The following is a 10,669-nucleotide window of genomic DNA, read 5'->3' on the forward strand; positions in this document are numbered from 1 at the left end:
GAGGGTCGACGCGAGCCCGGCGATGCGAAGCATCGTCCGGAGAGCGGCGGGGTGGGGTGAAAGTCTATCATCGCGAACAATGCCCGGGTTGAGAGACCGTCACCCCACCCCGTCTCGCATTCGCTACGCGATGCGAGCCGACCCTCCCCCTCCAGGGGAGGGTAAGCAAGTGCGCCTACTTCTTCTTCGGCTTCGCCTTCGGTTCCGGCTTCAGCGCCTGCGGATCGAATCCGATGTAGAAGATGTAGGAATCGCCGACCGCTCCCGGCGGCGCCGGATAGGCCAGGTCTTCGGCAACCAGCGTGAACGGCACGCTGCCGTCCTCCGACATCGTCACCGAGGTCCGGTACGCCTTGGTGGCGATGGTTTTTTCCTGCACGCCGGACTGCACCACCGCCACCCGCATCGGGATATCGACGGTGGCGGGAGCGCCGGCGGGGCCGGCGATGACGCGGCCCTGAATGCCGATCCGCGCGGTGATCTCGCCGCCAGTGTAGCTGCACTCGCGCGCGGTCCGGGTGATCGTCACCTGGAAGCGCAGGTCATTGCCGACCGGCTGCTTGCCGGGGGCTGCCACCTGATAGGTGGAGGCTCCGGCGCGAATGCTGACCGGGGGACAGGACAGTCCATCAGGGGCTTGGTCGGCGGCGGGCGGCGCGCCCGGCGCGGGAGCCTCCTCCGACTTGCCGCCGAACAGGCCCTTGAAGCGATCGGTGATCGACTGCGCCGATGCCGGTGAAGCCAGCATGCCAAAGCCCATGGCCAATGAAATCGCGGCCAACAGCGCCATCCGCGCGGCCGTCCTGATCACAGGTTTATCCTCCATGCGATGTCCCTGGTAACTTGCGTGTTCTGAATATCGTCCCCGGCTGCTTTATAGCAGGGCAATGGCGGCGAACCAAAGGCGTACGAAACGCTGATAAAATGGGGTCAGCCGCGAAAATCCTCGTGCAGCAGCCCGAACAGCAGGTGGTCCTGCCAGACGCCGTTGATGCAGAGATAGCGCCGCGCCAGGCCCTCGCGGGCGAAGCCGCATTTCTCCAGCACGCGGATCGAGGGCGAATTGGTGGGAATGCAGGCGGCCTCGATGCGGTGAAGGTTGAGCTCGCCGAACAGCGACGGCAGCAGCACCCGCAGCGCCGCCGTCATGTAGCCGCGATGCGCATAGGGCTGCCCGACCCAATATCCGATGGTGCCGGCCTGCACGATGCCGCGGCGGACATTCGCCAGCGTCACGCCGCCGATCATGGCGCCGTCGGATTCCCGGAACACGATGAAGGGATAGGACCGGTCGGCGGCGATGTCTTCGGCATAGCGGCGCAGCCTGCGCCGGAAGCCCGAGCGGGTCAGGTCGTCGGACGGCCAGATCGGCTCCCATGGCGTGAGGTACGCCCGGCTCGATTCGCGCAGCTGCGCCCATGGCATGAAATCGGACATCTGCGGCGCACGCAGCAACAGGCCGTGGCCACGCGGGGCGAGCGCCGCCGGTCCGCTGGATGGCAAACGAAACAGGGCCATGCCTGAAACTCTCCCCTGCCCTAGTACCAGTAATCACACACCGGTGTTGCTGCCCATCCTTCGAGACGCCTCGCTGCGCTCGGCTCCTCAGGATGAGGTTGAAGTTGTTGAAACACAACCACCCTCATGCTGAGGAGCGAGCGGCGCGAGCGTCTCGAAGCATGGCAGCAAGCTCCCATAGTCCAAACCTAGTGCAGCAGTGACTTCGCCTTCGACCGAGTCAAACCTTCCGCGAAACTCACCGCCGTGTCCAGACCCCTGCCGCTGCCGAGCGCCACCACCGCCGGGCGGCTGCGCGACAACAGGGCGCGGGCGGCGTTGCGGGTCGATTCCACGCTGACCGCGTCGATCCGGGCCACCAGTTCTTCCACCGTCAACGGCCGCCCATAGGCCAGCACGTGGCGCGCCAGCTGTTCGGCGCGCGCCGAGCAGCTTTCCAGCGCCATCAGCAGCCCCGCCTTCATCTGCGCCCTGGCGCGCGCCACCTCGGCTTCGGTCAGTGTCTCGACCGCGTCGTTGATGACGTCGACGATCACCTCCATCATCTCAGGCGCGTCGCCCGGGTCGGTGCCGGTGTAGAGCCCGAAAAATCCGGTGTCGCTGTAGGGCGCATGGAAGGTGTAGATCGAGTAGCACAGCCCGCGCTTCTCGCGCACTTCCTGGAACAACCGCGACGACATTCCGCCGCCGAGCGTGTTGGTGAAGACCTGCAGGGAAAACAGCGACAGGTCGGATTGCGGCACCCCCTCGAGCGCCAGCGTCAGATGCGCCTGCTCGAGGTCGCGATGCACCACGCGGGAGCCGCCCTTGCCGAACATCGCCGCTTGCGGCTTCGGCGCCTGCGGCCCGTCGAAGCTGGCGAACCGATGCTCCACCTCTTCCACGACCCGCTGGTGATCGACCGCGCCGGCGGCCGCCACCACCATGTCGGGACCGCGGTAATGCGTCGACAAATAGCCTTGCAGCGTATCGCGATTAAAGCCTTTCAGGGTCTTTGCCGTCCCCAGCAGCGAGCGTCCCATCGGCTGATCCGGAAAACACAGCTCGTTGAGGTGTTCGAACACCACGTCGTCGGGGGTGTCCTGGGCCGCGCCGATCTCCTGCACGATGACGCTCTTTTCGCGCTCCAGCTCGTCCGGCACGAAGGACGGATTGGCCAGGATGTCACTGAGCACGTCGAGCGCCAGCGGCACGTCGGCCTTCATCACCCGGGCATAATAGGCCGTGGTCTCGGTCGAGGTGCCGGCGTTGAGATCGCCGCCGACCGCCTCGATCTCCTCGACGATCTCCCGCGACGAGCGCCGCGTGGTGCCCTTGAAGGCCATGTGTTCGAGCAGATGCGAGATGCCGTGCTCGTTGGGCTTTTCGTCGCGGCCGCCGACACCGGCCCACACCCCGAGCGCCGCCGTCTCCAGATGCGGCATGGAATCGGTAATCACGGTGAGGCCGGAGGGAAGCTTGGTGACATCGACGCTCATCCGGCAACTCCTTGCTTCGCGGCGCGGCTGACCGAGCGCACGAATCGTTCGACTTCGACCTGGTCGTTCTTCATGACCGTGATGTGTTCAGGCTTGGTCATCAAACCCTCGAGCCAGGCCGGCAGTTCCGGACGCACGCCGCACGCCGCCTCCACCGCATCGGGGAATTTCGCGGCATGCGCGGTCGACAGCACGATGTTGGGAATTTTCGAATCCGGGGTGTCGCGGTCCGCCACCGCCAGCGCCACCGCGGTATGCGGATCGACCAGATCGCCGGCCTCGCGCCAGGCGGCGCGGATGGCGGCGGCAGTTTCGGTTTCGTCGGCGCGGCCGGCGTCGAATTCGGCGCGGATCGCCGAAAGCGTCGCGTCGGGCAGCACGAAGCGTCCGGACTGTTTCAGCGACGCCATCAACCGGCGCACGCTGGCGGCATCGCGTCCGCCAGCCTCGAACAGCAGCCGCTCGAAATTCGAGGAGACCTGGATATCCATCGACGGCGAGGCGGAGGCGTGAACCTCGCGCACTTCATAGATGCCGGTCTTCAGCGTGCGCGGCAGGATGTCGTTGATGTTGGCGGCGATCCGCAGCCAGCGCACCGGCAGGCCCATCTTCTTGGCGACGTAGCCGGCGAAGATGTCGCCGAAATTCCCGGTCGGCACGGTGAAATCCACCATGCGCGCGGGCGAGCCGAGCGCCACCGCCGAGGTGAAATAATACACCACCTGCGCGACGATCCGCGCCCAGTTGATGGAGTTGACGCCGGACAGCGCGACCTCGTCGCGAAAGCCGTGATGATTGAACAGCCCCTTCACGATCGCCTGGCAATCGTCGAAATGGCCCTCGATGGCGAGCGCATGGACGTTCGGGGCGCCCGACGTCGTCATCATCCGCCGCTGCACGTCGGAGATCCGGCCATGCGGAAACAGCACGATCAGATCGACATGGTCGAGGCCGGCGAAGGCATCGACTGCCGCACCGCCGGTATCGCCCGAGGTCGCGACCACGATGGTGGTGCGCTGCGCGCGCTTGGCAAGCACGTGGTCCATCAGCCGCGAGATCAGCTGCATCGCGACGTCCTTGAACGCCAGCGTCGGGCCGTGAAACAGCTCCAGCATGAATTGATTGGGACCGGTCTGGTCGAGCGGAACCACGGCGGGATGGCGGAACGTGGCGTAGGCCTCATTGGCCATGCGGCCGAGATCGGCGTCGGAGATTTCGCCGCCGACGAACGGGCGAATCACCTCGACCGCGACTTCCCAATAGGGCCGGCCGAACAATCCGGCGATGGCTTCGGGCGACAATTGCGGCCAGGTCTCGGGCACATAAAGGCCGCCGTCGCGGGCAAGCCCGGTCAGCATCACGTCGCAAAAACCTAGCGTGGGGGCCTCCCCCCGCGTCGAAATATACCGCGTCAAACCGCCCTCCAAAGGCTCAAGGCTATCGCCAAGCCTTTGATATCAGTAATTTATCTAACTCTGCCGGTGGCGAAGTCGAGCCGCACCATAAAGCGTTTTGGATGCAAGGGGAAACCGGTTCTTCGGGTCGCGGAGATGGCGAAGCGCTCTTCGGTCCAACCCGGCTACATGGGTAACCGAATAGACCGGCGACATCGGTAACAGGTCAACTGATCCGCAAGCCCTTCATCCCCCGCCTTTGCGCGCGCCACCACACGGCGAACGCGATCGCGACCGCGCCCGCGAGGCCGAACCAGGTGATGACATATTGCATGTGGTTGTCCTTGAGCTGGACCGTGAGCGGGCCGGGTTTCGGGATGCCGCTCGCAGGCACCGGCGTTTCCAGGTCGATGTAGAACGGTGCGACCGGCTTGCCGCCCTCGCCCCAGCCCAGCGTCCGCGCCATCGCCAGATGGTCCCGGGTAAACCACAGCCGTTTTTCCATGTTTTCCGGCGCCGTCAACGGGCCTGCGCTTTCCGGAAAGCGCAGGTAACCCGTCAGCGTCACCGGCGTACCGGTGATCAACCGTGTCACCGCGCGGTCCTGCTGGGCGCGATCCTGCATCGTGTTCTGCACGAAGCCGGCATTCATCACGAGGATCTCGCCTGAGGGCAGCGTTGCGGGCAGGAACGCCCAGGTGCCGGGGCCAGAGACATCGTCGCGTACCGCCGAGCCTGCACTGTAGACCATCGCATCGGGACGGGACTGCCAGGTCGCGACAAAACGGACGCGGCGGAATTCATCGCGGGCCGGCGTCAGCGCGCTCCATTGCGAGGCCTGCGGCAGCGCGCCGGGAGCCGCCGCGAGGCGTTCGGTCAGCGCCGCGATCAGCGCGTGCTTCTCGGCGCGGCGCTGCAACTGCCACACCCCGAGGCCGATGCACAGCGCCACCATCGCCAGCGAGAAAATGCCGAAGCCGGCGACACCGCGCCGGGTCGCAAGGATCGCGCTCATTTCGGCTCGCGATCGATCAGCCGGCCGGGTGCCGCCTTGTGGTGGAACTGCAGCGCGATCAGGAGCGACTTCATCGACCGCATCGGCAGCAACGTGGTCGCGAGAATCAGCGGCAGCCAGAGGGCGGCATGCAGCCAGAACGGCGGCTGGTATTTGATCTCCACGATCAGGGCCGATCCGACCACGATGGCGCCGGCGATCATGATCAGGAAAATCGCAGGTCCGTCGCCGGTATCGATGAAAGCATAGTCGAGCCCGCAGGACTCGCATCGGGGCCGCAGGTTGAGAAAGCCGGCGTACAATTTGCCCTTGCCGCAGCGCGGACATCTGCAGGCGAGGCCACGCATCGCGCTCTGCGCCACCGTGGGTAAGGTCTCGTCGGTCATGCTCTGTCCTTCCCCTCTCCCCTTGTGGGAGAGGGTGGCTCGAATGAGCGAAGCGAATTCGAGACGGGTGAGGGGTCTGTCTCCGCGGAGAGAGACCCCTCATCCGGCGCTTCGCGCCACCTTCTCCCACAAGGGGAGAAGGAAGCAAAAAAGGGGCGGCCCTGCGGCCGCCCCCTTGTAGCACAATGGTGTCAGATCAATGCGCGGCGCGGGCCATGGTTTCGGCGCCACCGCCCCAGACATAGATGCAGATGAACAGGAACAACCACACCACGTCGACGAAATGCCAGTACCAGGCGGCGAATTCGAAGCCGAGGTGCTGGGTCGGCGTGAAGTGCCCGGCATAGGCGCGGAGCAGGCAGACCAGCAGGAAGATGGTGCCGACCAGCACGTGGAAGCCGTGGAACCCGGTCGCCATGAAGAAGGTGGCGCCGTAGATATTGCCGGCGAAGGAGAACGCGGCGTGGCCGTATTCATAGGCCTGCACGCAGGTGAAGGCCGCGCCGAGCAGGACCGTGAGGATCAGGCCCCATTTCAGGCCCTGGCGGTCGTTCTCCAGCAGCGCGTGATGCGCCCAGGTCACCGTGGTGCCCGAGGTCAGCAGGATCAGCGTGTTCAACAGCGGCAGATGCCAGGGATCGAAGGTCTCGATGCCCTTGGGCGGCCAGACGCCGCCGAACAGCGCCTCGCGGGCGGCATGAACCGTATCGCCGGGGAACAGCGCCGAATTGAAGTAGGCCCAGAACCAGGCGACGAAGAACATCACTTCCGAGGCGATGAACAGGATCATGCCGTAGCGATGGCTGATCTGCACCACGCGGGTGTGATCGCCCTTGTGCTGGGCCTCGCGGATCACGTCCGTCCACCAGGCCGCCATGGTGTAGAGCACGCCGATGGTGCCGATGCCGAAGATGATCGGCGCGGCGGCGAACATGTGATGCATCCAGGTGACCGCGCCGACGGCCATGATGAAGGCCGAGATGGAACCGACGATCGGCCACGGGGAGGGATCGACGAGGTGGTAGTCGTGGTGCTTGACGTGCGCCGTAGCCATTGCGGTCTCTCCGTTAGCGGTGCCGTGCTATTCGGCACGTATTCGTCTCAAAAATCAAATCCCATCCCTGAATCCCGGAAAATCCGGCGGTCAGAGATTGCCCTTGCGTTTGTCCGGCTCACTCGCCGCCAGCGGCTTCGGTGCCGGTTCCCGCATGGGGTAGAAGGTGTAGGACAGCGTGATGGTGTTCAGCCCGGCATTCTCGCTGTCCGCGGCCAGCGCCGGATCGACGTAGAACACGACAGGCATCTGGCGCTTTTCGCCCGGCGCCATGGTCTGATCGGTGAAGCAGAAGCAGTTGATCTTCTGGAAATACGCCCCGACCGTCAGCGGCGCCACATTATAGGCGGCCTGCCCGGTGGTCTCCCGCGCCGACTGGTTGGTCACGTTGTAGAACACGGTGAAGACCTCGCCGATACGGACCTCGATTTCGGTCTGCTCCGGCTCGAACTTCCACGGCAGCCCCGGTCCGACATTGGCATCGAAGCGCACCGCGATCTTGCGCGCCAGCGGCGCGCCTGATGGAGCCGAGGTCGCGACCTGGGTGGTGCCATTGAAGCCGGTGGCGCGGCAGAACCAGTTGTAGAACGGCACCGCCGCGTAGGACGCGCCGACCATCAGCACCACGACGAACCCGCAGATCGAAGCCACCGCCGCATCGCGGCCAAGCCCGCGCAGCGATACAAGCCCGCGCAGCCCGCGGCGTGCGGCGGCCTTCTGGCTTGCGGTCGGCGGTTGCGGCATCGTCGGCTGGCGCTCCATGTCGATCACATCATCCCGTCACATCGGCCGCAGCATCACAGCCGGTCCCTTGACCATGGTGACGGCGAAAAACAGCACGACCAGGACGCCGAGTGCCAGCGCGATGGCGATCGAACGCTCGCGGCGGCTTTTCTTCTGCGCCTCGGTGAGGACGATTCCGTCTGGCTTTGGCTTGTTGTCCATTCGCTCATGCGCCCCCTACCAGATCGAAGGTGCGACGGCGTGGACGACGACCCCGAGAGCCAAGGTCGCGAACAGCACGAACAGGTAAACGATCGAGAAGGCGAACAGCTTTCGCGTCGCGCGCAACGCCTGGCTGCCGGTGCGAAGCCGGTAGACGTTGACCGCCAGCGCCAGCATGCCGGCGCCGAGCACCAGCGAGGTCACGCCGTAGACGGCGTCGAAATAGCCGAGCGGCCACGGTGCAACCGCCACCGCGACCAGCACCACCGTATAAAGCAGGATCTGCAGCCTCGTCGCATCGGGACCGGCGACCACCGGCAGCATCGGCACGCCGGCGCGGGCGTAGTCGTCGCTGCGGAACAGCGCCAGCGCCCAGAAATGCGGCGGGGTCCAGAAGAAGATGATCAGGAACAGCAGCAGCGGCTCCATCGACAGCGACCCGGTCGCCGCCGCCCACGCCACCACCGGGGGCAGCGCGCCGGCAGCGCCGCCGATCACGATGTTCTGCGCGGTCCAGCGCTTCAGCATCATGGTGTAGACCACGACGTAGAAGAAGATGGTGAAAGCCAGCAGCCCGCCGGCCAGCCAGTTGACGAGGACGCCGAGCGTCATCACCGAGAAGAACGCCAGGATCAGGCCGAAGGCGAGCGCTTCCGGACGCGTGACCCGGCCGCGCGGGATCGGCCGGTTGACGGTACGCGACATCAGCGCGTCGATATCGCTCTCGTACCACATGTTCAGCGCGCCCGAGGCGCCGGCGCCGACCGCGATGCAGAGGATCGAGGTGAAGGCCAGCACCGGATGGACATGACCGGGCGCGATCACGAGCCCGACCAGCGCCGTGAAAATCACCAGCGACATTACCCGCGGCTTCAGGAGCGCGATGTAGTCGGCAACACTGGCCTCCGAGATGCGAGGCAGTTCGATGGCGTTGTGGTCGATAACCGACAAGACAGGTCTTTCTTCCGTTTAAGGGCGCGGCGCAAACGATGCGCCGCGCATTTTTCGACTACTGCACGCGCGGCAGCACTTCGAACTGATGGAACGGCGGCGGCGACGGCAGCGTCCATTCCAGCGTGGTGGCGCCGACGCCCCACGGATTGTCGGCGGCCTTTTCCTTCTTCACGAACGCCAGGATGACGCCGTAGATGAAGATCAGCACGCCGAAGCCGGAGAGGTAGGAGCCGAGCGAGGACACCAGGTTCCAGCCGGCGAAGGCATCGGGATAGTCGATATAGCGGCGCGGCATGCCGGACAGGCCGAGGAAATGCTGCGGGAAGAACACCAGGTTGACGCCGACGAAGGTGACCCAGAAGTGCAGCTTGCCGATGAACTCCGAATACATGTAGCCGGACATTTTCGGGAACCAGTAGTACCAGCCGGCGAAGATGCCGAACACGGCGCCGAGCGACAGCACGTAATGGAAGTGCGCAACCACGTAATAGGTATCCTGCAGCACCCGATCGACGCCGGCATTGGCCAGCACCACGCCGGTGACGCCGCCGACCGTGAACAGGAAGATGAAGCCGATCGCCCAGATCATCGGCGTCTTGAACTCGATCGAGCCGCCCCACATCGTGGCGATCCAGGAGAAGATCTTCACGCCGGTCGGCACCGCGATCACCATGGTGGCGGCGACGAAATAGGCCTGCGTCGCCGACGACATGCCGACGGTGTACATGTGGTGCGCCCACACCACGAAGCCGATGCCGCCGATCGCAACCATCGCATAGGCCATGCCGAGATAGCCGAACACCGGCTTCTTGGCGAAGGTCGAGACGATCTGGCTGATCATGCCGAACGCCGGCAGGATCAGGATGTAGACTTCGGGATGGCCGAAGAACCAGAACAGATGCTGGAACAGCACCGGATCGCCGCCGCCGTCGGCGGAGAAGAAGGTGGTGCCGAAATTGCGGTCGGTGAGCAGCATGGTGATGGCGCCGGCCAGCACGGGCAGCGACAGCAGCAGCAGGAACACGGTGACCAGGATCGACCACACGAACAGCGGCATCTTGTGCAGGGTCATGCCCGGCGCGCGCATGTTGAAGATGGTGGTGATGAAGTTGATGGCGCCGAGGATCGAGGAGGCGCCGGCCAGATGCAGCGACAGGATGGCGAAATCGACCGCCGGTCCCGGATGGCCCGAGGTCGACAGCGGCGCGTAGATGGTCCAGCCTGCGCCGACGCCGTTGGCGCCCGGCTCACCCTCGACGAACGTCGACATCAAGAGCAGCGCGAACGAGGCCGGCAGCAGCCAGAACGAGATGTTGTTCATGCGCGGGAACGCCATGTCGGGCGCGCCGATCATCAGCGGCACGAACCAGTTGCCGAAGCCGCCGATCATCGCCGGCATCACCATGAAGAAGATCATGATCAGGCCGTGCGAGGTCACGAACACGTTGTAGGTATGGCTCTCGTGAAAGAGCTGCACGCCGGGATACATCAGCTCGACACGGATCGCGATCGACATCGCGGCGCCGATCACGCCGGCGATGATGGCGAACACCAGGTACATCGTACCGATGTCCTTGTGGTTGGTCGAATAGACGAAACGCCGCCAGCCGGTCGGATTGGCGTGCGCGTGATCGTCATGCGCGTGATCGTGATGAGCCGGTGTTGCTGTTGCCATTTTCAAATCCTGCCTTGCAGTCCCTGTCGGACCTCACGGTCCCGTCGCCCTTGTCCCATCGCCGCGCTAAAAGCCGTCAGGCTTACTGCGCGACCGCGCCCGCTGCCGCGGCGAACGAGTTCGCCGGGTTGGTCGCAAACTTCTTCTTCGCGGTCTCAACCCAGGCCGCGAATTCCTGATCGCTCACCACCCGCACCGCGATCGGCATGAAGGCGTGGTCCTTGCCGCACAGTTCCGAGCACTGGCCGTA

The 10,669-nt window shown here is 65.0% G+C and carries 11 protein-coding genes and 1 pseudogene; all 12 read right to left on the bottom strand.

Annotated elements, in window-relative coordinates; translation table 11 throughout:
- Positions 1-175 precede the first annotated feature (175 nt).
- Entirely contained in the window at positions 176-826 is a 651-nt protein-coding gene (locus Q7T45_RS22500; RefSeq protein WP_304873687.1) for a hypothetical protein, read from the bottom strand.
- A gap of 104 nt (positions 827-930) precedes the next feature.
- Positions 931-1,518 (bottom strand): GNAT family N-acetyltransferase, encoded by a 588-nt coding sequence (locus tag Q7T45_RS22505; protein ID WP_304873688.1) that lies wholly within the window; start codon positions 1,516-1,518, stop codon positions 931-933.
- Positions 1,519-1,706: 188 nt separating this feature from the next.
- Entirely contained in the window at positions 1,707-2,996 is a 1,290-nt protein-coding gene (locus tag Q7T45_RS22510) for a pitrilysin family protein (protein WP_304873690.1), read from the bottom strand.
- On the bottom strand, positions 2,993-4,411 hold the full coding sequence (thrC, locus tag Q7T45_RS22515; RefSeq protein WP_304873691.1) for a threonine synthase: 1,419 nt from the start codon (positions 4,409-4,411) through the stop codon (positions 2,993-2,995). The genes Q7T45_RS22510 and thrC overlap by 4 nt, the downstream gene beginning before the upstream one ends.
- A gap of 205 nt (positions 4,412-4,616) precedes the next feature.
- Positions 4,617-5,405, bottom strand: coding sequence for an SURF1 family protein (locus Q7T45_RS22520; protein ID WP_304873693.1), 789 nt, complete (start codon positions 5,403-5,405; stop codon positions 4,617-4,619).
- Positions 5,402-5,791, bottom strand: coding sequence for a DUF983 domain-containing protein (locus Q7T45_RS22525; RefSeq protein ID WP_304873694.1), 390 nt, complete (start codon positions 5,789-5,791; stop codon positions 5,402-5,404). The genes Q7T45_RS22520 and Q7T45_RS22525 overlap by 4 nt, the downstream gene beginning before the upstream one ends.
- Before the next feature lie 196 nt (positions 5,792-5,987).
- Positions 5,988-6,845: a cytochrome c oxidase subunit 3 gene (locus Q7T45_RS22530; RefSeq protein ID WP_304873695.1), complete on the bottom strand. Its 858-nt coding sequence runs from the start codon at positions 6,843-6,845 to the stop codon at positions 5,988-5,990.
- Positions 6,846-6,935: 90 nt separating this feature from the next.
- The gene (locus Q7T45_RS22535) at positions 6,936-7,589 is read right to left on the bottom strand and encodes a cytochrome c oxidase assembly protein (RefSeq protein ID WP_370691342.1); all 654 of its coding nucleotides are present in this window, start codon (positions 7,587-7,589) and stop codon (positions 6,936-6,938) included.
- 36 nt (positions 7,590-7,625) lie between these two features.
- A complete protein-coding gene (locus Q7T45_RS22540; protein WP_304873697.1) occupies positions 7,626-7,790 on the bottom strand; it encodes a CoxF protein in 165 nt (54 codons plus the stop codon).
- A 15-nt stretch (positions 7,791-7,805) separates the two neighbouring features.
- Positions 7,806-8,741, bottom strand: coding sequence for a heme o synthase (locus Q7T45_RS22545; protein ID WP_304873698.1), 936 nt, complete (start codon positions 8,739-8,741; stop codon positions 7,806-7,808).
- 58 nt (positions 8,742-8,799) lie between these two features.
- Positions 8,800-10,419 carry a cytochrome c oxidase subunit I gene (gene ctaD, locus Q7T45_RS22550; RefSeq protein ID WP_304873699.1) on the bottom strand — a complete coding sequence of 540 codons (1,620 nt, stop codon included), beginning with the start codon at positions 10,417-10,419 and terminating at the stop codon, positions 8,800-8,802.
- A gap of 82 nt (positions 10,420-10,501) precedes the next feature.
- A pseudogene (locus Q7T45_RS22555) lies at positions 10,502-10,669 on the bottom strand (cytochrome c oxidase subunit II); the annotation flags it as partial.

Origin of the sequence: Bradyrhizobium sp. (assembly GCF_030646015.1) — a bacterium.
In the GTDB taxonomy this organism is placed as follows: domain Bacteria; phylum Pseudomonadota; class Alphaproteobacteria; order Rhizobiales; family Xanthobacteraceae; genus Bradyrhizobium.

What these genes read in the sequence shown, in the direction of transcription:
- Q7T45_RS22520 (WP_304873693.1), bottom strand. Translation starts at nt 5,405, where the DNA reads ATGAGCGCGATCCTTGCGACCCGGCGCGGTGTCGCCGGCTTCGGCATT.
- ctaD (WP_304873699.1), bottom strand. Translation starts at nt 10,419, where the DNA reads ATGGCAACAGCAACACCGGCTCATCACGATCACGCGCATGACGATCAC.
- Q7T45_RS22530 (WP_304873695.1), bottom strand. Translation starts at nt 6,845, where the DNA reads ATGGCTACGGCGCACGTCAAGCACCACGACTACCACCTCGTCGATCCC.
- Q7T45_RS22535 (WP_370691342.1), bottom strand. Translation starts at nt 7,589, where the DNA reads ATGCCGCAACCGCCGACCGCAAGCCAGAAGGCCGCCGCACGCCGCGGG.
- Q7T45_RS22510 (WP_304873690.1), bottom strand. Translation starts at nt 2,996, where the DNA reads ATGAGCGTCGATGTCACCAAGCTTCCCTCCGGCCTCACCGTGATTACC.
- Q7T45_RS22500 (WP_304873687.1), bottom strand. Translation starts at nt 826, where the DNA reads ATGGAGGATAAACCTGTGATCAGGACGGCCGCGCGGATGGCGCTGTTG.
- Q7T45_RS22525 (WP_304873694.1), bottom strand. Translation starts at nt 5,791, where the DNA reads ATGACCGACGAGACCTTACCCACGGTGGCGCAGAGCGCGATGCGTGGC.
- Q7T45_RS22540 (WP_304873697.1), bottom strand. Translation starts at nt 7,790, where the DNA reads ATGGACAACAAGCCAAAGCCAGACGGAATCGTCCTCACCGAGGCGCAG.
- Q7T45_RS22505 (WP_304873688.1), bottom strand. Translation starts at nt 1,518, where the DNA reads ATGGCCCTGTTTCGTTTGCCATCCAGCGGACCGGCGGCGCTCGCCCCG.